The sequence below is a fragment of the Aggregatibacter actinomycetemcomitans genome (assembly GCF_023518055.1).
Lineage (GTDB): Bacteria > Pseudomonadota > Gammaproteobacteria > Enterobacterales > Pasteurellaceae > Aggregatibacter > Aggregatibacter actinomycetemcomitans.
Window position 1 is genome coordinate 726434 of record NZ_CP085096.1, and the last position, 26281, is coordinate 752714.

At 44.9% G+C, this 26281-nt stretch carries 27 protein-coding genes, 2 tRNA genes and 1 pseudogene; 19 read left to right on the top strand and 11 right to left on the bottom strand.

Features of this window, described 5'->3' with window-relative positions:
• The first annotated feature begins 9 nt into the window (after positions 1-9).
• The 3 genes and pseudogenes from pyrE to dusC all read left to right on the top strand — a co-directional run bounded on the left by pyrE (position 10) and on the right by dusC (position 2582).
• Entirely contained in the window at positions 10-654 is a 645-nt protein-coding gene (gene pyrE, locus LIN98_RS03795) for an orotate phosphoribosyltransferase (protein ID WP_005542906.1), read from the top strand.
• 81 nt (positions 655-735) lie between these two features.
• Positions 736-1611, top strand: coding sequence for a co-chaperone DjlA (djlA, locus tag LIN98_RS03800; RefSeq protein WP_005542908.1), 876 nt, complete (start codon positions 736-738; stop codon positions 1609-1611).
• A gap of 3 nt (positions 1612-1614) precedes the next feature.
• Positions 1615-2582 (top strand): annotated as a pseudogene (dusC, locus tag LIN98_RS03805) (tRNA dihydrouridine(16) synthase DusC).
• Positions 2583-2602: 20 nt separating this feature from the next.
• Here the strand turns inward: dusC and LIN98_RS03810 are convergent.
• The 5 genes from LIN98_RS03810 to trmB all read right to left on the bottom strand — a co-directional run bounded on the left by LIN98_RS03810 (position 2603) and on the right by trmB (position 7634).
• Positions 2603-3661, bottom strand: coding sequence for an ABC transporter ATP-binding protein (locus LIN98_RS03810; protein ID WP_005569034.1), 1059 nt, complete (start codon positions 3659-3661; stop codon positions 2603-2605).
• 15 nt (positions 3662-3676) lie between these two features.
• Positions 3677-5197, bottom strand: coding sequence for an ABC transporter permease (locus LIN98_RS03815; protein ID WP_005546207.1), 1521 nt, complete (start codon positions 5195-5197; stop codon positions 3677-3679).
• Positions 5198-5277: 80 nt separating this feature from the next.
• Positions 5278-6276, bottom strand: a complete 999-nt coding sequence (locus LIN98_RS03820) for an iron ABC transporter substrate-binding protein (protein ID WP_249856163.1) — start codon at positions 6274-6276, stop codon at positions 5278-5280.
• A 218-nt stretch (positions 6277-6494) separates the two neighbouring features.
• The gene (locus LIN98_RS03825; protein ID WP_005546203.1) at positions 6495-6836 is read right to left on the bottom strand and encodes a YggL family protein; all 342 of its coding nucleotides are present in this window, start codon (positions 6834-6836) and stop codon (positions 6495-6497) included.
• A gap of 30 nt (positions 6837-6866) precedes the next feature.
• Positions 6867-7634 carry a tRNA (guanosine(46)-N7)-methyltransferase TrmB gene (trmB, locus tag LIN98_RS03830; protein ID WP_005546201.1) on the bottom strand — a complete coding sequence of 256 codons (768 nt, stop codon included), beginning with the start codon at positions 7632-7634 and terminating at the stop codon, positions 6867-6869.
• Positions 7635-7850: 216 nt separating this feature from the next.
• Between trmB and mutY the strand changes: the two genes are divergently transcribed.
• The 5 genes from mutY to LIN98_RS03855 all read left to right on the top strand — a co-directional run bounded on the left by mutY (position 7851) and on the right by LIN98_RS03855 (position 10689).
• Complete coding sequence (gene mutY / locus LIN98_RS03835) at positions 7851-8990, top strand: A/G-specific adenine glycosylase (protein ID WP_005546199.1); 1140 nt, start codon at positions 7851-7853, stop codon at positions 8988-8990.
• Positions 8968-9246: an oxidative damage protection protein gene (locus LIN98_RS03840; RefSeq protein ID WP_005542927.1), complete on the top strand. Its 279-nt coding sequence runs from the start codon at positions 8968-8970 to the stop codon at positions 9244-9246. Before mutY ends, LIN98_RS03840 begins: the two co-directional genes overlap by 23 nt.
• 2 nt (positions 9247-9248) lie before the next feature.
• Entirely contained in the window at positions 9249-10328 is a 1080-nt protein-coding gene (gene mltC / locus LIN98_RS03845) for a membrane-bound lytic murein transglycosylase MltC (protein ID WP_005546197.1), read from the top strand.
• A 205-nt stretch (positions 10329-10533) separates the two neighbouring features.
• Positions 10534-10609, top strand: a tRNA-Phe gene (locus tag LIN98_RS03850).
• A 4-nt stretch (positions 10610-10613) separates the two neighbouring features.
• A tRNA-Asn gene (locus tag LIN98_RS03855) sits at positions 10614-10689 on the top strand.
• 139 nt (positions 10690-10828) lie between these two features.
• Here the strand turns inward: LIN98_RS03855 and LIN98_RS03860 are convergent.
• Positions 10829-11422, bottom strand: a complete 594-nt coding sequence (locus tag LIN98_RS03860) for a YajG family lipoprotein (protein WP_005590416.1) — start codon at positions 11420-11422, stop codon at positions 10829-10831.
• 103 nt (positions 11423-11525) lie between these two features.
• On the opposite strand from LIN98_RS03860, the gene LIN98_RS03865 reads away from it, so the two are divergent.
• The 11 genes from LIN98_RS03865 (at position 11526) to eno (ending at position 22960) form a co-directional block, all read left to right on the top strand.
• A complete protein-coding gene (locus LIN98_RS03865) occupies positions 11526-11837 on the top strand; it encodes a BolA family protein (protein WP_005546193.1) in 312 nt (103 codons plus the stop codon).
• A gap of 355 nt (positions 11838-12192) precedes the next feature.
• Positions 12193-13533 carry a Na(+)-translocating NADH-quinone reductase subunit A gene (locus tag LIN98_RS03870; RefSeq protein ID WP_005546187.1) on the top strand — a complete coding sequence of 447 codons (1341 nt, stop codon included), beginning with the start codon at positions 12193-12195 and terminating at the stop codon, positions 13531-13533.
• 2 nt (positions 13534-13535) lie between these two features.
• Entirely contained in the window at positions 13536-14771 is a 1236-nt protein-coding gene (locus LIN98_RS03875) for an NADH:ubiquinone reductase (Na(+)-transporting) subunit B (RefSeq protein WP_005568237.1), read from the top strand.
• On the top strand, positions 14764-15549 hold the full coding sequence (locus LIN98_RS03880; protein ID WP_005542948.1) for a Na(+)-translocating NADH-quinone reductase subunit C: 786 nt from the start codon (positions 14764-14766) through the stop codon (positions 15547-15549). Before LIN98_RS03875 ends, LIN98_RS03880 begins: the two co-directional genes overlap by 8 nt.
• Positions 15549-16178: an NADH:ubiquinone reductase (Na(+)-transporting) subunit D gene (locus LIN98_RS03885; protein ID WP_005542950.1), complete on the top strand. Its 630-nt coding sequence runs from the start codon at positions 15549-15551 to the stop codon at positions 16176-16178. The genes LIN98_RS03880 and LIN98_RS03885 overlap by 1 nt, the downstream gene beginning before the upstream one ends.
• Positions 16179-16181: 3 nt before the next feature.
• Positions 16182-16778, top strand: a complete 597-nt coding sequence (gene nqrE, locus LIN98_RS03890; RefSeq protein ID WP_005542957.1) for an NADH:ubiquinone reductase (Na(+)-transporting) subunit E — start codon at positions 16182-16184, stop codon at positions 16776-16778.
• A gap of 11 nt (positions 16779-16789) precedes the next feature.
• Entirely contained in the window at positions 16790-18025 is a 1236-nt protein-coding gene (nqrF, locus tag LIN98_RS03895; protein WP_005546182.1) for an NADH:ubiquinone reductase (Na(+)-transporting) subunit F, read from the top strand.
• A gap of 150 nt (positions 18026-18175) precedes the next feature.
• Positions 18176-19264, top strand: a complete 1089-nt coding sequence (locus LIN98_RS03900) for an FAD:protein FMN transferase (protein WP_249856164.1) — start codon at positions 18176-18178, stop codon at positions 19262-19264.
• A gap of 78 nt (positions 19265-19342) precedes the next feature.
• The gene (nqrM, locus tag LIN98_RS03905) at positions 19343-19600 is read left to right on the top strand and encodes a (Na+)-NQR maturation NqrM (RefSeq protein WP_005542966.1); all 258 of its coding nucleotides are present in this window, start codon (positions 19343-19345) and stop codon (positions 19598-19600) included.
• 260 nt (positions 19601-19860) lie between these two features.
• On the top strand, positions 19861-21012 hold the full coding sequence (gene mnmA, locus LIN98_RS03910; RefSeq protein ID WP_005546178.1) for a tRNA 2-thiouridine(34) synthase MnmA: 1152 nt from the start codon (positions 19861-19863) through the stop codon (positions 21010-21012).
• A 637-nt stretch (positions 21013-21649) separates the two neighbouring features.
• The gene (gene eno, locus LIN98_RS03915; RefSeq protein ID WP_005546172.1) at positions 21650-22960 is read left to right on the top strand and encodes a phosphopyruvate hydratase; all 1311 of its coding nucleotides are present in this window, start codon (positions 21650-21652) and stop codon (positions 22958-22960) included.
• A gap of 95 nt (positions 22961-23055) precedes the next feature.
• On the opposite strand, the gene ruvX is transcribed toward eno, so the two are convergent.
• The 5 genes from ruvX to galU form a co-directional block, all read right to left on the bottom strand.
• Positions 23056-23475, bottom strand: coding sequence for a Holliday junction resolvase RuvX (gene ruvX, locus LIN98_RS03920; protein ID WP_005568231.1), 420 nt, complete (start codon positions 23473-23475; stop codon positions 23056-23058).
• A complete protein-coding gene (locus LIN98_RS03925) occupies positions 23475-24032 on the bottom strand; it encodes a YqgE/AlgH family protein (protein ID WP_005571957.1) in 558 nt (185 codons plus the stop codon). Before LIN98_RS03925 ends, ruvX begins: the two co-directional genes overlap by 1 nt.
• Before the next feature lie 16 nt (positions 24033-24048).
• Positions 24049-24783 (bottom strand): 16S rRNA (uracil(1498)-N(3))-methyltransferase, encoded by a 735-nt coding sequence (gene rsmE, locus LIN98_RS03930; protein WP_005546167.1) that lies wholly within the window; start codon positions 24781-24783, stop codon positions 24049-24051.
• Positions 24784-24869: 86 nt separating this feature from the next.
• Positions 24870-25187 (bottom strand): met regulon transcriptional regulator MetJ, encoded by a 318-nt coding sequence (metJ, locus tag LIN98_RS03935; protein WP_005546165.1) that lies wholly within the window; start codon positions 25185-25187, stop codon positions 24870-24872.
• A 154-nt stretch (positions 25188-25341) separates the two neighbouring features.
• Positions 25342-26229, bottom strand: a complete 888-nt coding sequence (galU, locus tag LIN98_RS03940; RefSeq protein WP_005546163.1) for a UTP--glucose-1-phosphate uridylyltransferase GalU — start codon at positions 26227-26229, stop codon at positions 25342-25344.
• Between the last annotated feature and the right edge of the window lie 52 nt (positions 26230-26281).

Genomic DNA, 26281 nt, shown 5'->3' on the forward strand with positions numbered 1-26281 from the left:
GGACGCACAATGGAAAATTACAAACAACAGTTTATTGAATTCGCATTGGCGCGTCAGGTGTTAAAATTCGGCGAGTTCACCTTGAAATCAGGGCGCGTCAGCCCTTATTTCTTTAACGCCGGGTTGTTTAACCAAGGCGCGGATCTTGCCCGCTTGGGCGAATTTTATGCCGCCGCCTTGCAAGCCGGCGGTTTGCAATATGATGTGATTTTCGGCCCGGCATACAAAGGCATTCCCATCGCCACCACGGTGTCGATTGCCTTATTTAACTGTTTTAACGTCAATAAACCGGTGTGTTTTAACCGCAAAGAAGCCAAAGATCACGGCGAGGGCGGCAACTTAATCGGTAGTCCGCTACAAGGCAAAGTGTTGTTGGTGGACGACGTGATCACCGCCGGCACGGCAATTCGCGAATCCATGCAAATTATTCAGGCGAATGGCGCACAATTAAGCGCCGTGCTGATTGCGTTAAATCGTCAGGAACGCGGTAATGGCGAGCTTTCCGCCATTCAGGAAGTGGAGCGCGACTACCAATGCAACGTGCTATCCATCGTTGATTTTGCCGATTTAATGGCGTTTATTGAAACCCAACCGGAATATCAACAATATTTGCCGGCAATGCGCGCTTACCGCGCACAATACGGCATTAAATAACACGAAAGTGCGGTCATTTTTGGCGGCGTTTTTAAATTTACGCTGAAAATCCACCGCACTTTTTAACCCAACGGAGCAACAATGAATTTTATCGGAAAATTTTTAGGTGCCTTGATCGGTTTTCGATTAGGCGGTTTTTTCGGCATGTTAACAGGGATTTTCCTCGGTCATCTCGCCGACAAAAAACTGTATGAACTGGGCACGGTAAATTCTTCTTTCTTCAAAAATAAAACCACCCGCCAATTGCTGTTTATGCAAACCACCTTTGCGGTGCTCGGACATATCAGCAAAGCCAAAGGACGCGTGACGGAAAACGACATTCAGCTTGCCAATCATTTGATGAATCAATTGCAGCTGGACGATGCCGGTCGCCGTCTGGCACAGGACGCGTTTAATCGTGGCAAACAGGCGGATTTCCCTATTCGTCAGGTGATTCGCGAATTTCGTATCGGCTGCGGACAGCGCGCCGATTTGTTGCGCATGTTCCTGCATGTGCAGGTTCAGGCGGCATTTGCCGATGATCATTTGCATGAAAATGAAAAAGAACTGTTGTTTGTGGTGGCGGAAGAACTGGGTCTATCCCGCTTTCAGTTTGAACAAATGCTGGCGATGGAAATGGCGGCGCGTCAATTCAGCCGCGGCGGTTATTACCAACAGGGCGGCTATCAGCAAGGCTCTTATCAACAAAGTGGTTATCAATACAACGATTACCAACAACATTCTTATGGTCAGTCTTCCGGTCCGACGTTAGACGATGCTTATAAAGTGCTGGGCGTCGGCGCCAATGATGATCAAAATACGGTGAAACGGGCGTATCGCCGTTTAATGAACGAACATCACCCGGACAAACTGGTGGCGAAAGGTTTGCCGCCGGAAATGATGGAAATGGCGAAAGAAAAAGCACAACAAATTCAAGCGGCATACGATTTGATCTGCAAAGCCAAAGGTTGGAAATAACCTTTGCGCGTTATTTTAGCCCCCATGCAGGGCGTGCTTGATCCGCTCGTGCGTCAATTATTAACGGAAGTGAACGATTACGATTTGTGCATTTCCGAATTCGTGCGCGTGGTGGATCAACGGCTTCCGCCGAAAGTGTTTTATCGCCTTTGCCCCGAGTTACACCAACGGGGCTTCACCCCAAGCGGCACGCCGGTGCGCGTGCAACTTCTTGGACAACATCCCTAATGGTTGGCGGAAAATGCCGAACTTGCCGTTCAATTAGGTTCCCACGGCGTGGATTTAAACTGCGGCTGCCCGTCGAAAACGGTGAACGGCAGTAACGGCGGCGCTTCCTTGTTAAAACAACCCGAACTCATTTACCAAGCCACCAAAGCCATTCGTCAGGCGGTCCCGCAACATCACACCGTTAGCGTGAAGGTGCGCTTAGGTTGGGATTCTACGGAATTCGCTTACGACATTGCCGACGCGGTACAACAAGGCGGCGCCACGGAAATCGCCATTCACGGACGCACCAAAACCGATGGCTACCGCGCCGATCGCATCAATTGGCAAAAAATCGGCGAAATCCGTCAAAAATTGAAGATTCCCGTTATCGCCAACGGCGAAATTGGCGTTGGGCGGACGGGCAACAATGCCGCGACGTCACCGGCTGCGAGGATCTGATGGTGGGGCGTGGTGCGTTAAATATCCCGAATTTAAGTCGGGTGTTGAAACGTAATGCCGCGCCCTTAAGCTGGGCTGAAATCATGCCGATTCTGCGTAAATACGCCGCACTGGAAAACTGCCATGACAGCGGGTTTTATCATGTGGCGCGCATTAAGCAGTGGTTGCAGTATTTAAAATATGAATACGCAGAAGCCGCTGACCTGTTTGAGATGGTGAAGTGCTGTGATGATGGGCGTAAGTTAAAAGGGATTTTGGATTCCTATTATGTGGATAAAAACATCTCAATAACAATCCGGATTTAAGTAAGCCGGGAATCCGCCGATTATTCATAAAATAACCCTTCGCCATATAAATAAATCTCAACTTCTTCACCAACACGTAATCCCTCGCTATAACGCTCTTCTAAATTCACTTCCACTCCATTTACCTTAATCTGAGCAATGGTTGTTTTGCCTCTAAACTCTGCCTGTTTAATAATCGCGTTAAAAAGTGCGGTGGGTTTTTTCGGTGTTTTTAGCAGACTGAATTGTTCCGGGCGCAGGAGCAGCGTACCGGTAGCATGTCCGCCGCTTTTGTCGATAATGGGAATATCACCGAGTTGGCAATGTGCATTTGAAGCGTTATTTAAGGTTGCGGGTAATGTGATGGCATCGCCGATAAAGGTAGCGGCAGCGAGGTGTTGCGGAGCGTGATAAAGGGTGTGCGGATCAGCGATTTGTAAAATTCGCCCGTCTTGGATCACCGCGATTTTATCGGCATAACGTAGGGCCTCATCGCGATCATGGGTGACGAAAATCGCCGAGGTGCCGCTTTGGCGTAGGGCTTGCAGCATATCGTGACGAATTTTCTGGCGCAGGTGTTCATCCAGGGCACTAAAGGGTTCATCCAGCAAAATTAATTCAGGATTGGGGGCGATAGCCCGAGCGAGCGCTACGCGTTGTTGCTGTCCACCGGAAAGCTGATGAGGAAAACGTTCGGCAAGTTCAACAATACCGGTAAGCAACATTACCTGTTCAACCCGTGCGCGTTCTTTCGGGCTGTTACCTTTGCCGTTACCCAAGCCATAAGCAATATTGCGATATACGTTCAAATGAGGAAATAGCACGCCTTCTTGCACGACATAACCTAAATGGCGCTGTTGGGTCGGCACATTACAATTTGCACCGAAAATCAACCGCTCTTTTAGGCGAATTTCGCCGCTATCAGGCTGTTCAAAGCCGGCAATGGCACGTAACAATGTGGTTTTGCCACAGCCGGAGGGACCTAATAAAAACAAGATTTCTCCACTGTTAAGTTGCAACGAAATATCGTGCAGAACATGTGTTTGCCCGAAATATTTGTTGAGATGGTCGATTTGAAGCAATGGTAAGTTCATTTGCATAAGTGTGAGTCGTTCCTATTTAAACGCATATTTCTTCAACAAAAACACCGGAATACCGGAAAAGAGTACAAGCATTACGGCATAAGGCGTGGCGGCGGCATATTGGGCGTCGCTGGTGTATTCCCAGACAGCAATAGAGAGGGTTTTGATGTCATTTGGGGTGAGCAATAAAGTAGCAGTAAGTTCTTTCATCAGATTTAGAAACACCAATGCAAACGCTGCGGCGATGCCAGGTAAAATTGCGGGAAAGGTGAGTGTACGGAAAATATAAAAATGACTTCTGCCGAGACTTTGTCCCACTTTTTCCATCTTGTCGGAGATTTGTTCCAAAGAGCTACGCAAGGTGGTTTGTGCCATAGGCAGATAGAGCATTAAATAGGCGATGACCACCATGAGAAAGGTTTGGTAGAAGGAATAGGCGTAGTTGATAGTGAAATATACTAATGCCAATGCGATAACCAAGCCCGGTACGGCATGCAATAAATAAGGCAGGCGATCAATCCAGATGGTGAGACGGCTACGATAGCGCACGGCACTCCACACCAAAGGCAGGGCGCAGACGACGGTCAGTATTGTACCTAAAGCCGAAATGACCAATGAGTTACTGAAGGCTTCAAAAAAAGCATGGAAATCGACCGCACTTTCAATAGAATGCCCCACTATCAGCCAGTAAATCAGCATGGTAAAAGGTATGCCTATACTGAGGATAAGGATCGTCATGAAAAAGACGATAATCAGTGCTTGTTTGCCACCACTTAAGTTTTTTACAGGATAAGGACGGACGACACCTTTGCCACTGTTATAAAGGGTTTGTTGTCCACGAAAGAAAATTTCACCAAAGACAATAAAGGCACAAATCACCATCAATACTGCTGAAAGTAATGCCGCCGTGCTGTTGTTAAAGGACATTTCGTATTCTTGAAAAATAGCCGTAGTGAAGGTTTGGTAATTGAGAATGGATACCGCACCGAATTCCACCAGCATATGTAACGCAATGAGTAAAAAACTGCTGCCGATGGCCGGTTTTAGCTGCGGGAAAATAGCGTGCCAAAAGGTGTAGCTTAGGTTCTTGCCAAGGGAAAAACTGACTTCTTCCAGTGAACGATCCAATCGTTTTAAAGTGGCAGCGACAGGTAAATAAGCAAGAGGAAACGAGCTTAAGGTCATAATTCCGATAGTGCCCCAAAAGCCTTCAACGCGGAAAGTAAGACTAATCCAAGTAAAACAACTGACAAAGGCAGGGATACACAAGGGTAATGTCATTGACACCTGAAAAAAGGATTTTCCCCAAAAACGATAGCGCTCCAGCAAGAATGCACAAAAAGTGCCAAGGGTAATGGCACCGGAGGTCACGCAAACCATCAGAAGCAGGGTATTGCTTAATAATTCCCACATGCGGGGACGCCATAACAGTTCAATACTACGATCCCAACCTACCTCAATTGCCCGTACGACAACATACAAAAACGGCAACAGTAACGGCAGGCTGATAAGTAGAATCAAAATGGTGAGCCAGAATGGGAGGCGACGGTTCAAGGAAAGTCCTTTGTTTTATATTGTTATTTAGCAGAAAAGAAAGGCACGCGTGGAAAGCGTACCTTTCTTCTTTGGGTGTGTTATTTCAATCCTGCCTGTTCAATCAATTTATTGGCATTTTCCCTATCTTTTGCAGTGGTTGCGCTGACCTCAGGAGCTTCTAATTTTGCGTAAGGTTCCATGTTGAATGGAGAGTGTACGTCAGGACGTAGTGGGTATTCTGCACGCACAGCAGTAAAGGCTTCCTGACCTTTTTTACCGGCTAAGAAATCCACAAATTTTTTCGCTTCTTCTTTATTTTTCGATCCTTTTAACACTGCAGCGCCGGAATAGGTCACCAACGCACCCGGGTCTTGATGGCGAATGAAATATAAACGGGAGTTTAGTTTATCTTCGCCTTTTTCTTTTGCTAAAGCATACCAATAATAATTATTAATTAGTGCTGCCGGAACTTCGCCGTTTTCTACCGCTTGGAGTGCTACGCTGTTTTTTGCATAAAGTTTGCCATTTTCTTTTAAGCCCTTCAGCCAATCCAACGCGGCTTTTTCACCTTTTAATTTAGTGATAGCAATAACTTGTTCCAAAAATGCCCCGGAAGTCGGCACATAACCGATTTTATCTTTCCATTTCGGCGTGGCGTAATCCAATACAGATTTTTCCATGTCTTTCTCAGAGAGTTTATTTTTATCATAAACCACTACACGAGAGCGACCACTTAACGCAATCCAGTCTTTTTTTGGCGCTACAGGCACGCCTTTGTACTCTATTTGTTTAATGGTTTCGGCAGAAAGCGGTTCTAACAATCCCGCTTCGGATAACGCAGCAAATGGTGCAGTTTGCTCCGAATAGAAGACATCGGCAGGGGTTTTATCGCCTTCTTCTTTTAACTGACCGGCAAGTTGCTCGCTTTTCGCACTGTTAAGTGTTACTTTAATCCCGGTTTCTTTGGTAAAAGCATCGGCGACAGCTTTTGCTCCTTCTTTATGCTGACCGCTATATACAGTGATGTCGGCGAAAGCGGCAGTAGAGAAAGCTAACGCAGTAGCAAGAGCTGCAAGTTTGAATTGATTAATCTTCATTTGAAAACTCCTTTTAAATGTTCTTTATACGATGGTTTATTCTGCAACATATTAAAATTGCATGAATATTTTTATTCTAAAAGTCTAATTTCCGAAATGCAAATAATTATCAGTTTAAATTGGTCGTAGGAGTGAATAAAAGTGCGGTGAATTTTTAATGTGTTTTAAATTTGTTTAATAAAAACACTTGAAAAATAACCGCACTTTAATAAAGCAAATTAGTCTTTCGCAGGATAATCCCACCAAATATCAAACAACTCGCTCACTTCCACTTGTTGTAAGCCGTTTTGGGTTAGCCAGTTTTTCACTAATTCTTGGTGAGACGCGTCGCATTTGCCGATTTTCTCCAGGCAAACCAAGCCTTCCCAATGTAAGTAACCGCTGCCTTCGTATGCCAAGCCGTTTGGTTGGATCACTTCGCTGATGAAGCGGTCGACGGTGTTGTCGATTTGTTCTACGGAAGTGCCCTCGGCGAATTGCCATTGCACTAAAAAGCCTAATTCCTGGAATTCGGCGAGGTGCATTTTTTTGCGTTGTCTTTGATTACGTTTAATAGCCATGATGATTTCCTTCTGTTGGGGTTGGTGAAATTATGATTTGACGAAATACAAATCCCACACGCCATGCCCGAGACGGTGACCGCGTTGTTCAAATTTAGTCAGCGGGCGAAAATCGGGACGCGGGATATAGTCGTTAGCGACGGAGGTATTGCGCAGCTGCGGGTATTGGCTTAGCACCTCCAGCATGTGTTCGGCATAGTCTTGCCAGTCGGTCGCCATGTGAATAAAGGCGCCTTCGTGTAATTTGTTCAATAAACCGTCAATAAAATGTGGTTGCACAATGCGGCGTTTGTGATGTCTGGCTTTGTGCCACGGATCGGGGAAGAACAGTTGTAACCCGCCGAGGCTGTGATTGCCAATGCTGTCGCGCAGAATTTCGGTGGCATCGTGACAAATCACACGCAAATTGGTCACGCCTTTTTCCACGGCGTATGCAATACAAGCACCCACGCCCGGGGTGTGCACTTCAATGCCCAAATAGTTTTTATCGGGATTTTGCGCCGCCATTTCCACCAGCGAACTGCCCATGCCGAAGCCGATTTCTAAAATCACGGGATTGTCGTTGCCATAAATCGCTTGGAAATCAAAAGGTTGTGGTTGGTAGTCCAAGCCGAATGTCGCCCAGTTTTGGTTCATGGCGTTTTTTTGGTAATCGCTTAAACGTCCGGTGCGTAACACGAAGCTGCGGACTTTGCGCTTGTAGCGCCCATCGGCGGTAAATTCGGCGGATTCAACGGTTTTGCGTTTTTGGTCGGCAAAGGTCGGTTGTATGGAATCTGATGATTGGGTTTCTAACATGCGTTCTTTGAAATTGTTGTGTGCGGAAAATTTTAGCGGCTGATTATAGGCGGTTTCCTTATGATTAGCAATTTAGCCGATGAAACAAAAAACGCATTTGTTAATCTTTAGTGAAGAAGGTTTGCGCTTTGTGTTAAACTCTGCCGGTTTGATGTCGCCCACGGGGTGAAAAACACAGTTAAAAATAACCGCACTTTTATTGAATTATCAGGATTTATGCCGGCTCAATCATCTTCCAATGCGCCTTTTGCCCACGCCGTGCTGACGTGGTACGCCAAGTTCGGGCGGAAAAATTTGCCGTGGCAGCAAAATAAAACTTTATACGGCGTTTGGTTGTCTGAAGTAATGTTGCAGCAAACGCAAGTGACGACGGTGATACCTTATTTCGAGCGCTTTGTAAAAACGTTCCCGAATTTGACCGCACTTGCCAATGCGCCTTTGGACGAAGTGTTGCATTTGTGGACGGGCTTGGGCTATTACGCGCGGGCGCGCAATTTGCATAAAGCGGCGCAGATCATGCGTGATCAACACGGCGGCGAATTCCCGACGGAATTTGAACAGGTATGGGCGTTGCCCGGCGTGGGGCGCAGCACGGCGGGGGCGGTGTTGTCTTCTTGTTTAAATGCGCCTTATCCGATTTTGGACGGCAATGTGAAGCGGGTACTGTCCCGTTATTTTGCGGTGAGCGGCTGGCCGGGCGAAAAGAAAACGGAAGATCATTTGTGGCACTTAACGGCGCAGGTGACGCCGACAGAACAGGTGGCAGATTTTAATCAGGCGATGATGGACATCGGCGCCATGGTGTGTACCCGTTCCAAGCCGAAATGCGAACTTTGCCCGCTGAAAAGCGATTGCAAGGCGAACGCCGAACAAAACTGGCAGGCGTATCCCGGCAGAAAACCGAAGAAAGTCTTGCCGGAGCGGGAAAGTTATTTTTTGCTGTTGGAAAAAGATGGCAAAATTGCGTTGGAACAACGGGACAATGCCGGTTTATGGGGCGGGTTGTACTGTTTTCCGCAATTTTCCGAGAAGCAGGAATTGCTGGCGTATTTAGCGGCAAACGGAATTCGGCAATATCAGGAGTGGACGGCATTTCGCCATACCTTCAGCCATTTCCATCTGGATATTTATCCGATTTATGCGCAAGTGGACACGCCGAAAGCGTTGGCGGAAGAGAACCGTTCCCACCGGCAAAAAGTGGCTGAAACGGCGGGGGAATATCAATCAGACCTATTAAGTGCGGTTAAATATTGGTATGATCCACAAAATCCTGAACCTATCGGGTTAGCAGCGCCCGTGAAGAATTTATTAACTCAATATGTAAGGAATCATTATGGCAAGAATGGTGTTTTGTGAGCGTTTAAAACAGGAAGCCGAAGGGCTGGATTTTCAATTGTATCCGGGCGAATTGGGCAAACGCATTTTTGATTCTATTAGTAAACAGGCGTGGGGCGAGTGGATGAAAAAACAAACCATGCTGGTGAATGAGAAAAAGTTAAATATGATGAATGCGGAGCACCGCAAACTGCTGGAGCAGGAAATGGTGAATTTTTTGTTTGAAGGCAAAGATGTGCATATTGAAGGTTATACACCGCCGGAAGCGAAAGAATAAAGATGAAGAAATATTTGATTTTAGCCTTGATTCCTTTTTTGTATGCGTGTGGTGGCGGTATGTCATATAAAAAGGGATTGGATTATGATGAGGCCTTTGCGAAAGATACGCGCGGATTGGATATTTTAACCGGACAATTCGCCAATAATATCGACCGCATTTGGGGGGTTAATGAGTTATTGGTGGCGAGCCGCAAAGACTATGTGAAATATACGGATCGTTACTACACCCGTAGCCACGTCAGTTTCGACGAAGGGTTGATTACCATTGAAACGCAAGCGGATTTAAACCGTTTGCATAATGCCATTGTGCATACGTTGTTGATGGGTTCCGATGCCAACGGTATTGATTTATTTACTTCCGGCGATGTGCCGATTAGTTCCCGCCCGTTTTTAGTGGGGCAGGTGATTGATAATCAAGGCGAGTCAATTATAGATCAATTTACTGCAGGCAATTTCGCTACTTATTTAATTCGGAATAAATTGCAAACCCGCCGTTTGGCGAATGGCCATCAGGTACAGTTCGTGGTGATTCCGATGATTGCCAACCACGTTGAAGTGCGGGCGCAAAAATACCTGCCGATCGTGCGTAAAGTGGCGCGTCATTACGGGCTGGATGAAAGCCTGATTCTCGGTATTATGCAAACGGAATCCAGTTTCAACCCGTATGCCATCAGTTATGCGAACGCGATGGGACTGATGCAGGTAGTGCCGCATACCGCAGGGCGTGATGTGTTCCAAATGAAAGGCATGAGCGGTCAGCCAAGCAAGGCTTACTTGTTCGATCCGGAGAAAAATATTGATACTGGCGCCTCTTATTTATGGTTGCTGCAAAATAAATATTTGGACGGCATTACCAATCCGACCTCGAAACGCTTTGCGATGATCTCCGCCTATAACAGCGGTGCCGGTGCGGTGTTGCGTGTGTTCAATGATGATAAAGATGTGGCGATAATGCAAATCAACCGGCTTTATCCGGAACAGATATATCGAATTTTAACTACCAACCATCCGTCTGCACAGGCGAGAAATTACCTGGTTAAAGTGGATAAAGCACAGAAGAGTTATCGTGTGCGTCGTTAATTGATCGCCATTTTATTATGCCCACCTTAGGTCTTTTTAAATGAGCATGATTTTATATGAGAAGTCAATAAATTTGTTGAAAATGTAGCGTTTATATACGTTTCGCTTGTTAAATGCGCAACTAAGTTAATAATTTTCACTATTTTCAAAAATAGATATTGACTTGAAATAGAAAAAAACGTTTAATACGCACCACTGACGAGTTGCCTCGATAGCTCAGTCGGTAGAGCAGGGGATTGAAAATCCCCGTGTCGGTGGTTCGATTCCGCCTCGAGGCACCACTATTCCTCCTTAGTTCAGTCGGTAGAACGGTGGACTGTTAATCCATATGTCGCTGGTTCAAGTCCAGCAGGAGGAGCCAAATTCGAGAAAGCCGCTAAGAAATTAGCGGCTTTTGTTTTTTTCCGGTTTTACGCTTTTGTGTGGGGGCAAATTAAAAAACACCGGAAAAATCTACCGCACTTTTAAGCGTAAAGTGCGGTGGATTTTAGAAAAGTTTTTTAGTTGGCGTATTGATTAATGGCGTTAGCAACTTCCTGGTCTTTATAAATTGATTCCACCACTTCATTAAAGGTTTCGCCTAACACTTTTTGAATTTCCGAATTTCGCGCGAAAAATGCACCGGAGTGCGTGCGCCCGGCATTTATATTTTTCGTGAATTGACCTCTGCGACCTTGAACATGAATGGCAAGCTGAATTTTGCTGTCAATGTCGTAGCGTAAATTGCCTTGATTCACTTTGGCATAAAATTGCTGAATATCTACGGTGACGGCAGCATTGGAATTGTTCGCCATGCCGATACGGAAGCCTTTGCTGACCAAATCCTGTTGTTCAATTTGTTGGAACAATTGGGTCAGTTCCGGTGAGGCGGATAATTTGAGTAATTGTCCGTCTTTTACATAACTGCTGATTTCCGGGGTGTTACGCAAATCGCGGGTGGTGACATAAACCACGGCGGATTGGTTGACATTCATTGAGGCTTTCGGTGGCGCCAGGGTGAAGGTGAGTGTGTTCGGTTCGCTTTGGCAGCCGGTTAATAATACGCCGGAAAGTAAAACCGCACCCAGGGTAAGAGACTTCATCTTAAATTTCATAATATCCTCGATAATATTAAATAAAACGAGGCTATTCTTACAAACTTACGGCGTAAAGTATAGTACCGGGGGCTTAATTATTGTTTTTTGAGGACAGATGATTATGACAAAACAACAAGAATTGGAACAGCGCTTACGGCAGGAATTTCGACCGCACTTTATTGCGGTTGAAAACGAAAGTTATATGCACAGTTCCGGGCGGGGTGCCGATTCGCATTTCAAAGTGGTGTTAGTGAGCGATGTATTTGAGGGGATCGGTAAAGTCGCCCGTCATCGCAAAATTTACCAATTCTTAGTACAGGATTTGCAGCAAGGCATTCATGCCTTGGCGCTCCATCTTTATACGTTATCCGAGTGGAAGGCCTTAGGGCAACAATTCCCGAAATCACCAAATTGTACCGGCGTGGGGCAATAATCTACCTCTTTGGTATTATGCGCGAAAAATGCAAAAATTGATTTTGTGCAAGAAAAGTGCATATTTTCACGAAAAATGCGCAAACAGACGGCTTTCAAAGTGGCGTGGACGTTATTATTTAGTTAAAATAAAGCGTTTATTTTAGCAAAAATTTAACGTTTTTATGGGCGCGGAAGTCCGTAAAATCAATACAGAATTTGAGTTTTATTTTTATCGGTTGGAGAGTGGTTATTCGGGCGTAATGTGGTATTTCGTCGCTTTCTTCTTTAATCATTTCAACAACCATCACTCAAGACGAGGTAATAACCTTTCGGTTATTGCTGTATTTTAATCTGGCAAAAATAGTGCAAACAATATGATTACGATTAAAAAAGGCTTGGATCTTCCTATTGCAGGAAAACCGGAGCAGGTAATCCGTGACGGTAATGCGGTCAGCGAAGTTGCTTTGCTTGGTGAAGAATATGTGGGAATGCGCCCTTCTATGAAGGTTCGCGAAGGTGATGTGGTGAAAAAAGGTCAGGTGATTTTTGAAGACAAAAAGAATCCGGGCGTTGTTTTTACCGCACCTGCCGGCGGCATGATCACTGCGATTCACCGCGGCGAGAAGCGCGTGTTACAGTCTGTAGTGATTAAAATTGAAGGCGATGCTGCGCTTTCTTTCGATAAATACCCGGCGGCTGAGCTAAGCGCGTTAACCGCTGAGCAAGTACGTAAAAACTTACAGGAATCGGGTTTGTGGACAGCGTTTCGTACCCGTCCGTTCAGTAAAGTGCCTGCAGTAGATAGCATACCTTCATCTATTTTCGTCAATGCCATGGATACGAATCCGTTAGCGGCGGATCCTTCAGTGGTGATTGCCGAAGCGGAAAATGATTTTGTAAATGGTTTAACGGTGTTAAGCCGTTTACATGAAGGTAACATTCATTTATGTAAAGCGCCTGACAATAAAATTCCAGGATCACATGCAAGTAATGTGATTGTGAACGAATTTTCAGGCCCTCACCCTGCCGGTTTGAGCGGTACCCATATTCACTTTATCGATCCTGTCGGCATTCAGAAAACCGTTTGGTATATCAACTATCAAGATGTAATTGCTATCGGTAGATTATTCACCACCGGTGAACTTTACACTGAACGTGTGATTTCTCTTGCCGGCCCGCAAGTGAAAAAACCACGTTTGGTCCGTACCGTGATCGGTGCAAATCTTTCTCAATTAACCAAAGATGAGATAAGTGCGGGTGAAAATCGTGTGATTTCAGGCTCTGTACTTTGTGGTAATACCGCGAAAGGTGCACATGATTATTTAGGTCGTTATGCCTTGCAGGTGTCTGTAATTGCAGAAGGTAATGAAAAAGAGTTGTTTGGCTGGATTACACCTCAACCAAATAAATATTCCATTACCCGGACCGTATTGGGTCATTTTAGTAAAAAGTTATTTAACTTTACAACTGCCGAAAATGGTGGTGAACGCGCAATGGTGCCGATCGGTAGTTATGAGCGCGTGATGCCGCTGGATATTTTACCAACTTTATTGTTACGTGATTTGATTGCAGGCGACACTGATGGTGCACAAGCATTAGGTTGTTTGGAGTTGGATGAAGAAGATTTAGCGCTTTGTTCATTTGTTTGCCCGGGCAAATATGAATATGGTTCAATCTTGCGTCAAGCGTTAGATAAGATTGAGAAGGAAGGTTAAAAATGGGTTTGAAAAATCTTTTAGAAAAAATGGAACCCGCGTTTTTACCGGGCGGTAAATACAGCAAGCTTTATCCGATCTTTGAATCGATTTATACCTTGCTTTATACACCGGGTACGGTAACCCACAAAAACACGCATGTTCGTGATGCGTTAGACTCAAAACGTATGATGATCACTGTTTTCCTTGCATTGTTCCCTGCAATTTTTTATGGCATGTACAATGTGGGTAACCAAGCAATTCCTGCGTTAAATCAATTAGGTAATTTAGAGCAGCTGATTTCAAGCAATTGGCATTATGCGTTGGCAAATGGTTTAGGGTTAGATTTAACTTTAAATGCAGGCTGGGGTAGTAAAATGGCACTTGGTGCAATTTTTTTCCTACCAATTTATTTAGTCGTCTTCACTGTTTGTACGATTTGGGAATTATTATTCTCTGTGGTGCGCGGTCATGAAGTGAATGAAGGGATGTTTGTTTCAACCATTCTGTTTGCCTTAATTGTTCCGCCAACATTGCCATTATGGCAGGCTGCACTTGGTATCAGCTTTGGTATCGTGGTGGCAAAAGAAATTTTTGGTGGTGTCGGTCGTAACTTTATGAATCCGGCATTGGCAGGTCGTGCTTTTTTATTCTTTGCTTATCCGGCACAAATTTCCGGTGACTTAGTATGGGCTGCGGCAGATGGTTTCTCCGGTGCGACTGCACTTTCACAATGGTCACAAGGCGGTCAAGACGCATTGCAGCATACTGTAACCGGTCAATCAATTTCTTGGATGGATGCCTTCATTGGTAATATTCCGGGTTCAATGGGGGAAGTGTCAACCTTAGCAATTTTAATTGGTGGTGCGATTATTGTGTTCACCCGTATTGCGGCATGGCGCATTATCGCGGGTGTGATGATCGGTATGATTGCAACTTCAACATTGTTTAATTTAATCGGTTCAGAAACTAACCATATGTTTTCAATGCCTTGGTATTGGCACCTTGTATTAGGTGGTTTTGCATTAGGTATGGTGTTTATGGCGACGGACCCTGTTTCAGCCTCATTCACTAACACCGGTAAATGGTGGTATGGTGCATTGATCGGTGTCATGGCGGTGTTAATTCGTACCATCAACCCGGCTTATCCTGAAGGGATGATGTTAGCGATTTTATTTGCAAACTTATTTGCACCGATTTTCGATTACATCGTGGTTCAGGCAAATATCAAACGTCGGAGAGCAAGAACAAATGGCTAAATTTAATAAAGATAGCGTAAGTGGCACCGTAACCGTTGTTGTGTTATTGAGTCTGGTTTGTTCTATTGTGGTTTCAGGTGCCGCCGTTGCCCTTAAATCAAAACAGGATGAACAAAAAGCCCTTGACGTTCAACGCAATATTTTAACTGTTGCCGGTTTAATGAAAGAAGATAACGCTTCCGTTATCAAAGAGACTTACAACAAATTTATCGAGCCTCGTTTGGTGGATTTACAAAGCGGTGATTTCGTTCAGGCAACAAAAGAAGAAGCCGAAAAGTTTGATCCGAAAGCGGCGATAAAAGACACCGCACTTAGTCAGCCGATTCCTGCTGACCAGGATAAGGCGGGCTTAAAAGTGCGGGCGAAACAGGCCGTGGTTTATTTGGTAAAAGATGAGCAAGGTACGGTAAACCAAGTAGTATTGCCGATGTATGGTCGCGGCTTATGGTCCACTATGTATGGTTTTGTTTCCGTCGCGCCGGATGCCAATACCATTAAAGGTATTACCTATTATGACCAAGGTGAAACCGCCGGTCTTGGCGGTGAAATTGCCAATCCGCGCTGGCAGGCATTTTTCGTTGATAAAAAACTGTTTGATGATAACCAAAATGTGGCGATTCGTATTGCCAAAAACGCCTCTTCCGACAAAGAACACGGCATTGACGCGTTATCCGGTGCAACCTTGACTTCAAACGGCGTACAAGGCTCATTTGATTATTGGTTTAGTCAAAACGGTTTTGGTCCATTCTTAGCAAAATTTAAAGCGGGGGCAAGATAATGGCTGATGCAAAAAGCAATTTAAGAGCACTTTTGCTTGATCCAATCGCGAAAAACAACCCGATTGCACTACAAATCTTAGGAATTTGTTCCGCATTAGCGGTGACCACCCAATTACAAACGGCGTTAGTCATGGCAATTGCGGTATGTTTGGTAACCGGTTTTTCCAGCATGTTCATTGCAATGATTCGTAACTATATTCCGAATAGTATTCGTATCATTGTGCAATTGGCGATTATCGCGTCGTTGGTAATTTTGGTTGACCAAGTGTTAAAAGCCTTTGCTTACGGTTTATCCAAACAATTATCGGTATTCGTCGGTTTGATTATCACCAACTGTATCGTCATGGGGCGTGCAGAAGCTTTCGCTATGAAATCCCGTCCATTAGAGAGTTTTGTTGACGGTATCGGTAACGGTTTAGGTTACGGCGCTATTCTCTTAATTGTGGCGACTTTGCGTGAGTTAATCGGCTCAGGTCGTTTGTTCGGTTTCCCGATATTACAAACGATTCAGGATGGTGGTTGGTATCAACCGAACGGTTTATTCCTTCTTGCACCGAGTGCGTTCTTTATCATTGGCTTCGTGATCTGGGGCGTAAGAACGTGGAAACCTGAGCAACAGGAGAAATAATCAGTGGAACATTATATTAGCCTATTTGTGAAGGCGATCTTCATTGAAAACATGGCACTTTCCTTCTTTTTGGGAATGTGCACTTTCCTTGCTGTATCTAAGAAGGTGTCAACAGCGTTTGGCTTGGGCATTGCTGTCGTTGTTGTGCTTGGCATTGCGGTTCCTGCAAACCAATTCGTATACGAGCATGTCCTAAAAGAAAGTGCTTTAGTTGAAGGGGTGGATTTATCCTTCTTAAACTTCATCACGTTTATCGGGATTATCGCCGGTCTGGTTCAATTACTTGAAATGACTTTAGATAAATTCTTTCCGGCATTATATAACGCACTGGGGATCTTCTTACCGCTTATCGCCGTAAACTGTGCGATCTTCGGTGGCGTATCCTTTGCCATCCAGCGTGAATATACTTTCGCCGAATCTGCCGTATATGGTATCGGTGCAGGATTAGGTTGGATGTTGGCGATTGTTGCATTAGCGGGCTTAACTGAGAAAATGAAATATTCTGATGTACCGGCAGGTTTACGCGGTTTAGGGATTACATTCATCTCCGCAGGCTTAATGGCGCTCGGCTTTATGTCATTCTCCGGTATTCAGCTATAAGGAGTGCATAAATGAGCGAAACTACAATTCTTTTACTTGGTGTTGCAGCCTTTACAGCCATTGTTTTAGTGCTTGTTGCAATCATCTTGTTTGCGAAATCCAAATTGGTGGACTCCGGCGACATTACCATTAAGATTAATGATGACCCGAGCAAAGCCATCACTTTGCCGGCCGGCGGTAAGTTACTCAGCGCACTTGCCGGCAAGGGCATCTTCGTATCTTCCGCTTGTGGCGGCGGTGGTTCCTGCGGTCAATGTGTAGTACGGGTAAAAAGCGGTGGCGGCGAAATTTTACCGACCGAGCTTTCCCACATCACCAAACGTGAAGCCAAAGAAGGCTATCGTCTTTCTTGCCAAGTGAACGTGAAAGGTAATATGGATATTGAATTGCCGGAAGAGATCTTTGGTGTGAAAAAATGGGAGTGCACCGTCATTTCCAATGATAACAAAGCGACTTTCATTAAAGAGCTTAAATTGGCGATTCCGGAAGGAGAAGAAGTGCCGTTCCGTGCCGGTGGTTATATCCAAATTGAAGCAGAACCACACACGGTTTACTATAAAGACTTCGATATTCCGCAAGAGTATCACGAAGACTGGAATAAATATGATCTGTGGCGCTATGTATCAAAAGTGGATAAGCATATTATCCGCGCTTATTCCATGGCATCCTATCCGGAAGAAAAAGGCATTATCATGCTGAATGTGCGTATTGCAACGCCTCCTCCACGTCAACCTGATGCGCCTCCGGGACAAATGTCTTCTTATATTTGGTCTTTAAAACCGGGTGATAAAGTGATTATTTCCGGTCCGTTCGGTGAATTCTTCGCGAAAGAAACCGATGCTGAAATGGTCTTTATCGGTGGTGGTGCAGGTATGGCACCAATGCGTTCACACATCTTCGACCAATTAAAACGTTTACACTCTAAACGTAAAATGTCCTTCTGGTACGGTGCCCGTTCTAAACGTGAAATGTTCTATGTAGAAGATTTTGATACATTGCAAGCGGAAAATCCGAATTTCCAATGGCATGTGGCATTATCCGATCCATTGCCGGAAGACAACTGGACAGGCTACACCGGCTTTATTCACAATGTGCTTTATGAAAACTATCTGAAAAATCACGAAGCGCCGGAAGATTGTGAATACTACATGTGCGGACCTCCGGTGATGAACGCTGCGGTAATCAAAATGTTGAAAGACCTTGGTGTTGAAGATGAAAATATCTTGTTAGATGATTTCGGCGGCTAACGCCTTGCAGTTTAAAAACACCGTAAAAAATGACCGCACTTTGCATGAAGTGCGGTCGAAATTTACAGCGTTTTTCATATTGATTCATCACACGCAAACCAATTTAAACCGTTGGTTTGCGTGTGATCCATCTAATATCAGGAAAGTATTATGAACATAAAACAACCTCTCGTTCGCGGATTCGAACTTGCTGCCATGGCATTGGCACTGATGGCCTGCGATAAACCGAATCCGTCACAACAAGCGGACACACAACAAGCCATGGCAGCAAAAAATGAAATTGTTTCCCTCACCGGTAAAACCATGGGGACAACCTACCACATCAAATATTCAAACAACGGCGAAGTCTCAACGGCGTCGCAACAGGCACATGAACAAATCGAACTAATTTTGAAGGATGTGAATGCGAAAATGTCCACTTACATCAAAGATTCCGAGCTCAGCCGTTTTAATCAAAATACGCAAATTAACACGCCCATTGAAATCTCGGCGGATCTTGCCAAAGTGGTTAAAGAAGCCATTCGGTTAAATCAGGTGACGCAGGGTGCCTTGGATATTACAGTCGGGCCGGTAGTGAATCTTTGGGGGTTCGGTCCGGAAAAGCGGGTGGATAAACGGCCGACATCAGCACAAATTGCCGAACGTCAGGCATGGGTGGGCATTGATAAGTTGTCACTCACTGAAGAGGGCGGTAAGTTTTTCCTGGCAAAAGCCGTACCGCAACTTTATGTGGATCTTTCTTCTATCGCCAAAGGTTTTGGGGTGGAGCAAGTGGCGGATTATCTGGAAAGCATTCGCGTACAAAATTACATGGTGGAAATCGGCGGTGAAATTCGCGCCAAAGGGAAGAATGCCGAAGGAAAAGCGTGGCAAATTGCTATCGAACGTCCAACCCTGGATGGCAAGCAGGTGGCACAACAAGTCATCGGTTTGAATAATATGGCGATGGCGACATCAGGCGATTATCGTAATTATTTTGAACAAGACGGCGTGCGTTTTTCCCATGAAATCGATCCGCACACCGGTTACCCGATTCAGCATGCATTGGCATCGATCACGGTGTTAGCGCCGACTTCCATGACTGCTGACGGGCTTTCCACCGGGTTATTTGTGTTAGGGGAACAGAAAGCGTTGGACGTGGCGGAACAGGAAAAATTACCGATTTTTATGATTATTAAAGACAGCAAGGGCTACCGCACAGAAATGTCTACCACATTCAAACAATTTTTAGCACAGTAAAAACACCGAAAAATACAACCGCACTTTAAAGCTGTAACGTGCGGTTAAAATTCAGATAAGTTAATTTATGGATCAATTATGAAACTATTTTTGCTCACCTTAGGCATTTTCCTGCTTATTATTCTTGCCATGGCATTGGGTTACATCGTGAAACGCCAAGCTCTCAAAGGTAGCTGCGGCGGCTTATCTTCCTTAGGTATTGCTAAAGCCTGCGACTGCGACAAACCGTGCGACACGCTGCAATCTAAATTAGACGCGGGAGATGAGCAAGCCAAAGTAGAATATGAACAAAAATTCACCAATAACGTGCAAACGCAGTTTTATGAAGTGAAATAAGCTAAATTAATATGCTTTATGTTGAGATTAAAGTGATCGGTGGAAAAAGTATCGACGGAGTAGTAAAGGCAGAATTAGTTCAATACGTGATACACTTATTATAAAAACTGTTGCATAAAGATCCTGAAACGATTGCTATTATATAGATAATTAGGGCTCAATGGAAAAATGGTGACTGCCCGATAGACGATGCAATAATCATGAATATAATCTTACAAATGCCCGAGTACCTATTTTAGCCAAGTTCTTATTATCAAACTATGAAATCACAAACTTACGAAAATCATTTCCCGAAACTCACGGCGCAACAACTTGCCGAAAATGCGACGAAAAAAATCATTTGCGGGATGTCCGGCGGGGTGGATTCTTCCGTGTCTGCGTTTATTCTGCAACAGCAAGGCTACCAAGTGGAAGGCTTGTTCATGAAAAATTGGGAGGAGGATGATGACACCGATTACTGCACGGCGGCGGCAGATTTGGCGGATGCGCAGGCAGTGTGTGACAAGCTCGGTATTAAACTACATAAAATCAATTTTGCGGCGGAATATTGGGACAATGTGTTTGAACATTTCCTTAGCGAATACAAAGCAGGGCGCACGCCGAATCCGGATATTCTGTGTAATAAAGAAATTAAGTTCAAAGCTTTTTTGGAATACGCGGCGGAAGATTTAGGCGCCAATTATATTGCCACCGGGCATTATGTGCGTCGTCGCGGTGCTGATGACAACGCGCAGTTATTACGTGGCTTGGACAACAATAAAGACCAAAGCTATTTCTTATACACCCTAAGCAAAACCCAAGTGGGACAGAGTCTGTTTCCGGTGGGCAATATTGAAAAGCCTATCGTGCGTGCAATTGCGGAAGAGTTAGGTTTGGTGACGGCGAAGAAAAAAGACTCCACCGGCATTTGTTTTATCGGGGAGCGGAAATTTAAGGATTTCTTGGCGCGTTATTTGCCGGCGCAACCGGGCAATATTCGCACGGTGGACGGCGAAATTATCGGTCGCCATGACGGTTTGATGTATCACACGTTAGGACAACGTAAAGGCTTAGGCATCGGTGGCGTGAAAGGCGCCGGTGAAGACGCTTGGTATGTAGTGGAAAAAGATCTCATTAATAATGAGCTGATTGTGGCGCAGGGGCATGACCATTCCGCTTTACTTTCCACCGGTTTAATCGCACAGCAATTACATTGGGTTGATTGCCTGCCGATTCGCGCGCCATTGCGTTGCACGGTGAAAACCCGTTATCGTCAAACGGATGTACCTTGCATTATTGAACCTATAGATGATGAAACCATTAAAGTTATATTTGACGAACCACAAATTGCGGTCACTCCGGGACAATCGGCGGTGTTTTATTTAGACGAAATTTGCCTTGGCGGCGGCATCATTGAAAAGCAATTAAAATAAATACAATTTGAATTAAAAGTGGCTTGCCCCTAAAAGTTGGATAGGCCGGTAAACTAGATACTGAGTCCTATTCTATATTGTGTAGATCTCAATCTTTTTGAATCCGGTTTAAACCGTTTTTGGTTGTAATATACGAAGTATGCTTTGCAGTTCAGTGATTAAATAGCTGATCCATGTCGGTGAAAGTCTTGTAAAGTCGTATTAAAAACCATTCCTCCGCACAGATAGATTTGATTGCGATCCAACATGCGGAGTTGTATCTTAGTGTTTCCACCCACAACGCAGAAGAAATTGTCCGTGCTGTCATTACGCTCTTCTTCCGTTGCCTACGGGCATATTTTTCCAACGCAAGCCAGAGAGACCGCCTAGACCGCAAGATATTGAGAATTTTCCCTGTTAGGTGAAACTGCTCGGCAATAATGCCAAGTGTTCGGACATTAGTCCGATAACGTTTGACAATTCTTTCCGGGCGGGTAAAAAACGCCAAATATGTTGACCGCACTTTCGTTCCGGAAATTGGATCCAAATCAAGTTCGGCGCATTTTTTACAAGACAAAATGGCAAAATAGCTTTATCATACCGAGCATTTTAGGGCTTGCTCTAACTGGTTTTAATTAACTTATATGAGGAAAATAAAATGGCAAAAATCGTTAAAGTCATTGGTCGTGAAATTATCGACTCTCGTGGTAATCCAACTGTTGAAGCAGAAGTGCATTTAGAAGGCGGTTTCGTCGGTCTTGCGGCAGCGCCATCAGGTGCTTCCACCGGTTCACGTGAAGCATTGGAATTACGCGATGGCGACAAATCCCGTTTCTTAGGTAAAGGTGTATTAAAAGCAGTTGCGGCAGTAAACGGCCCGATTGCAGACGCGATCATCGGCAAAGATGGTTTAAACCAAGCTGAAATCGATCAAATCATGATCGATTTAGACGGCACAGATAACAAATCCAAATTCGGCGCAAACGCCATTCTTGCCGTTTCTCTTGCTAACGCCAAAGCGGCTGCGGCATCTAAAGGTCTTCCACTTTACGCTTACATCGCAGAACTCAACGGCACACCAGGCGTGTACTCTATGCCATTACCAATGATGAACATCATCAACGGCGGTGAACACGCAGACAACAACGTGGATATTCAAGAATTTATGATTCAACCGGTGGGCGCGAAAACCTTGCGTGAAGCCCTTCGTATCGGTGCGGAAGTGTTCCATAATTTAGCGAAAGTATTAAAAGCCAAAGGCTTAAATACTGCAGTAGGTGACGAAGGCGGTTTCGCACCAAACCTTGCTTCTAACGCGGAAGCATTGGCTTGCATTAAAGAAGCTGTTGAAAAAGCGGGTTATGTATTAGGCAAAGACGTGACATTAGCCATGGACTGCGCTTCTTCCGAATTCTACAACAAAGAAACCGGCAAATATGAAATGAAAGGCGAAGGTCGTTCATTCACTTCTCAAGAATTCACACACTATCTTGAAGAATTAACCAAACAATACCCAATCGTGTCTATCGAAGACGGTCAAGACGAATCCGACTGGGAAGGCTTTGCATATCAAACTAAAGTATTAGGCGACCGCGTTCAATTAGTGGGCGACGACTTATTCGTCACCAACACCAAAATCCTGAAAGAAGGTATTGAGAAAGGTATCGCAAACTCTATCTTAATCAAGTTCAACCAAATCGGTTCTTTAACAGAAACCTTAGCTGCGATCAAAATGGCGAAAGATGCCGGCTACACTGCGGTTATCTCTCACCGTTCCGGTGAAACCGAAGATGCCACCATCGCCGATTTGGCAGTAGGTACCGCAGCAGGTCAAATCAAAACCGGTTCTATGAGTCGTTCCGACCGTATCGCGAAATACAACCAATTAATCCGTATTGAAGAAGCTTTAGAACGTGCAGGTACACCGGCGCCGTTCCCAGGTTTAAAAGCGGTTAAAGGTCAGGCTTAATTTGTAAGCGCTGATTAAAACGTAGTAAAAACCCACCGCACTTTTTATCTTTCAACAAAAGTGCGGTGGGTTTTTTATGTGTTTTTTAACGCCGTTTAACCTGCGTAATTCTCAAACCAACTTTCCAAAATCAAACAGGCGGAAATGCCGTCCACTTTGCTTTTATTTAAGGCGCGATAACCACCACGACTGAAAATTTCGCTACGCGCTTCGGTGGTGGTAAGACGTTCGTCCTGTAAATCCACCGGTACGTTAAAACGTCCGTGCAAACGCTTAGCAAACTTTTTGGCACGCAACGTTAAGGGCTGTTCCGTACCATCCATATTCAGTGGCAAACCGACCACAATACGCGCCGGTTGCCATTCCTGAATACATTTCTCAATGGCATCCCAATTGGGAATACCGTCCTGCGCTTTAAACGCCGGCAAGGATTGTGCCGTGCCGGTGATGCTTTGCCCGACGGCACAGCCGATACTTTTCGTCCCGAAGTCGAAAGCAAGCACCGTGATACCCATTAACTGTGCCCCACCTGACCGGCGAAATTATGGGAATCAATGCCTAATAATTGATTCGCCGCCCACCAACGTTGTTCATAAGGCAAATCAAATAGGATTTGTTCCGTTGCCGGCACAACTAACCAGGAATTATTCATGATTTCCTGTTCAAGCTGATTGGCTTCCCAACTGGCACAGCCTAGCGTCACCAGGTATTTTTCCGGTTCTAACATCGTCCCAAAGGTGTCCACCACATCTGCGGAGGTGGTGAGCATGAGGTTGTCGCTGACCCGATAACTGTGATCAAAAGGCACTTTGGTGTTGGTATGCAAAATAAAGCCGCGATCGATATTCACCGGTCCACCGGCAAGCACCAGTTTATCGTTATAAGTGCGGTGGGTAACCATCATGAAATTCATTTTGGCGCCCAGCTCCGCAATGCTTAAATCCGTCGGCTGGTTTAACACCAACCCCATGGAACCTTTTTCATTATGCTCGCAAATATAAATGACCGTGCGATAAAAATAGCTGTCATCTAAATTGGGCATGGCAATCAGCAAGTGATCTTGTAAATCCATCATATTTCTTTCTTCTCTATCCTAAATCACCGAAACACACCTGCAAGGCGGTAATTGCCGCCATAGCGGCGGTTTCGGTGCGTAATACTCGTTTTCCCAATAACACGTCCACAAATCCCTGTTGCTCGGTTTGTGCGATTTCCTGTGGTGATAAACCGCCTTCCGAACCAATTAATAAACGCACACCCGCTGCCGGGATTTCAGGCAAGGTGCGAATGGAATAGCGTGCTCTCGGATGTAAATTCAATTTGAGCGCGTCATTAGGCTCCGCACACCATTGTTGTAATTTCATTAACGGACGAATTTCCGGGATTTTATTGCGCCCGCATTGTTCACAGGCGGCAATGGCGATTTTCTGCCATTGCTGAATTTTTTTATCCATCCGCTCGCCGTCTAATTTCACACCGCAACGTTCCGACCATAATGGCGTAATCACATTCACCCCTAATTCAACGGACTTCTGAATGGTAAATTCCATGCGTTCGCCACGGGAAATGACTTGTCCTAAATGGATGGCTAACGGGCTTTCGCGATCGTCAAATTGGCGACTTAAAATATCCACTTCAACGGATTTTTTCGCGACGGCGGTAATGACGGCTTGATATATATGGTTGCTACCATCGAAAAGTTCAAGTTGATCGCCTGCCCGCATACGCAAGACACGACCGACATGATTGGCGCCGTCTTCTGAAAGCGCGCAGGTTGTGTGCTGATTAAGCGGGATTGGATGGTAAATTCGAGGCACTCGCATGATAGAACAATTGGCTAAAAATAATTTGTTCTATCATAACAGAAAAGCCGGCGACAAAATGAAAATACAAAAGGAAAAATGCGAAATTAATATTCCCAATTATCCGGGTCAATTCCCAGTGTGCGCATAATAACTTTTGCTTCTTCCGGGATTTCGTCACTGCGTTCTTTTAACAGATCCTCATCCGTTGGCAAAGGTTGACCGGTAAAGGCGTGCAAGAAGGCTTCACACAGCAGTTCGCTGTTGGTGGCATGGCGTAAATTACGAATTTGACGGCGGGTACGCTCGTTGGTCAGAATTTCAAGCACTTTAATCGGAATGGATACCGTGATTTTTTTAACTTGTTCGCTTTTTTTTCCGTGTTCCGCATAAGGACTAATATATTGTCCGTTCCAATCCGCCATAGTTGATTCCTGAAATAACCTCATTGTTTGGGGCAATATTCTAATAAAAAATAAGGATAATAACAATCTAGCCGTGAAGACTGCTAGATTTCCATATCACAAACAGACAAAAAGAAAGGCACCTTTCAGATGCCTTTTATTCGCCCGAGTTGAATTAAAATGTTTTCACCAAATCTTTGAGGTAAGCTTTAAATTCACTGGCAAGTTTATTGTGGTGCAGCCCGTACTCCACAAAGGCTTTCATATAACCGATTTTATCGCCGCAGTCGTAAGAAATGCCTGTCATGTGGAAGGCTTCGACGGTTTCCTTATCAATCAGCATATCAATGGCATCGGTTAACTGGATTTCATCGCCCACGCCCACCGGGGTCTTTTCCAATAAATCCCAAATGGTTGCCGAGAACACATAACGCCCTACAACAGCCAAATTAGACGGTGCTTCATCCACACTTGGTTTCTCTACGATACTATCAATTTTGGCACTTTCACCCGGAGGAATTTCCACACCACCACAGTCGGCGATACCGTAACTGCTGACTTCTTCAGGTTTAACCGGGTTCACCATGATTTGGCTGGCTTGGGTTTGTTTAAAGCGTTTTAACATTAACGCCAGATTTTCTTTTTTCTGATTAGCGGAAAACTCGGCCAGCAACACATCCGGCAACACCACGGCAAAAGGCTCGTTACCCACCAGCGGACGACCGCACAATACGGCATGCCCCAACCCTTTCGCATTACCTTGGCGAACGTGCATGATTGTGACATTTTTGGGCACGATGGAACGCACTTCTTCCAATAATTGGCGTTTTACGCGTTTTTCCAGCATCGTTTCCAATTCGAAGGAAGTATCAAAATGGTTTTCTATGGCATTTTTTGAGGAATGAGTCACCAGGACGATTTCTTTAATACCGGCGGCGACACATTCATTTACCACATATTGGATTAGCGGTTTATCCACTAAAGTTAACATTTCTTTCGGAATGGCTTTAGTAGCAGGTAACATACGTGTACCTAAGCCTGCAACAGGAATAATCGCTTTCATTTAGTTTTCCTTCTGTTAGATAAAAATGACCGCACTTTTCTGATAAAGAAAA

What these genes read in the sequence shown, in the direction of transcription:
- nqrF (WP_005546182.1), top strand. Translation starts at nt 16,790, where the DNA reads ATGAGCGAAACTACAATTCTTTTACTTGGTGTTGCAGCCTTTACAGCC.
- pyrE (WP_005542906.1), top strand. Translation starts at nt 10, where the DNA reads ATGGAAAATTACAAACAACAGTTTATTGAATTCGCATTGGCGCGTCAG.
- LIN98_RS03925 (WP_005571957.1), bottom strand. Translation starts at nt 24,032, where the DNA reads ATGGATTTACAAGATCACTTGCTGATTGCCATGCCCAATTTAGATGAC.
- nqrM (WP_005542966.1), top strand. Translation starts at nt 19,343, where the DNA reads ATGAAACTATTTTTGCTCACCTTAGGCATTTTCCTGCTTATTATTCTT.
- djlA (WP_005542908.1), top strand. Translation starts at nt 736, where the DNA reads ATGAATTTTATCGGAAAATTTTTAGGTGCCTTGATCGGTTTTCGATTA.
- galU (WP_005546163.1), bottom strand. Translation starts at nt 26,229, where the DNA reads ATGAAAGCGATTATTCCTGTTGCAGGCTTAGGTACACGTATGTTACCT.
- metJ (WP_005546165.1), bottom strand. Translation starts at nt 25,187, where the DNA reads ATGGCGGATTGGAACGGACAATATATTAGTCCTTATGCGGAACACGGA.
- ruvX (WP_005568231.1), bottom strand. Translation starts at nt 23,475, where the DNA reads ATGGGTATCACGGTGCTTGCTTTCGACTTCGGGACGAAAAGTATCGGC.
- LIN98_RS03860 (WP_005590416.1), bottom strand. Translation starts at nt 11,422, where the DNA reads ATGAAATTTAAGATGAAGTCTCTTACCCTGGGTGCGGTTTTACTTTCC.
- mnmA (WP_005546178.1), top strand. Translation starts at nt 19,861, where the DNA reads ATGAAATCACAAACTTACGAAAATCATTTCCCGAAACTCACGGCGCAA.
- rsmE (WP_005546167.1), bottom strand. Translation starts at nt 24,783, where the DNA reads ATGCGAGTGCCTCGAATTTACCATCCAATCCCGCTTAATCAGCACACA.
- LIN98_RS03880 (WP_005542948.1), top strand. Translation starts at nt 14,764, where the DNA reads ATGGCTAAATTTAATAAAGATAGCGTAAGTGGCACCGTAACCGTTGTT.
- LIN98_RS03825 (WP_005546203.1), bottom strand. Translation starts at nt 6,836, where the DNA reads ATGGCTATTAAACGTAATCAAAGACAACGCAAAAAAATGCACCTCGCC.
- LIN98_RS03820 (WP_249856163.1), bottom strand. Translation starts at nt 6,276, where the DNA reads ATGAAGATTAATCAATTCAAACTTGCAGCTCTTGCTACTGCGTTAGCT.
- LIN98_RS03870 (WP_005546187.1), top strand. Translation starts at nt 12,193, where the DNA reads ATGATTACGATTAAAAAAGGCTTGGATCTTCCTATTGCAGGAAAACCG.
- LIN98_RS03865 (WP_005546193.1), top strand. Translation starts at nt 11,526, where the DNA reads ATGACAAAACAACAAGAATTGGAACAGCGCTTACGGCAGGAATTTCGA.
- LIN98_RS03900 (WP_249856164.1), top strand. Translation starts at nt 18,176, where the DNA reads ATGAACATAAAACAACCTCTCGTTCGCGGATTCGAACTTGCTGCCATG.
- eno (WP_005546172.1), top strand. Translation starts at nt 21,650, where the DNA reads ATGGCAAAAATCGTTAAAGTCATTGGTCGTGAAATTATCGACTCTCGT.
- LIN98_RS03840 (WP_005542927.1), top strand. Translation starts at nt 8,968, where the DNA reads ATGGCAAGAATGGTGTTTTGTGAGCGTTTAAAACAGGAAGCCGAAGGG.
- LIN98_RS03885 (WP_005542950.1), top strand. Translation starts at nt 15,549, where the DNA reads ATGGCTGATGCAAAAAGCAATTTAAGAGCACTTTTGCTTGATCCAATC.
- LIN98_RS03810 (WP_005569034.1), bottom strand. Translation starts at nt 3,661, where the DNA reads ATGCAAATGAACTTACCATTGCTTCAAATCGACCATCTCAACAAATAT.
- LIN98_RS03875 (WP_005568237.1), top strand. Translation starts at nt 13,536, where the DNA reads ATGGGTTTGAAAAATCTTTTAGAAAAAATGGAACCCGCGTTTTTACCG.
- mltC (WP_005546197.1), top strand. Translation starts at nt 9,249, where the DNA reads ATGAAGAAATATTTGATTTTAGCCTTGATTCCTTTTTTGTATGCGTGT.
- trmB (WP_005546201.1), bottom strand. Translation starts at nt 7,634, where the DNA reads ATGTTAGAAACCCAATCATCAGATTCCATACAACCGACCTTTGCCGAC.
- mutY (WP_005546199.1), top strand. Translation starts at nt 7,851, where the DNA reads ATGCCGGCTCAATCATCTTCCAATGCGCCTTTTGCCCACGCCGTGCTG.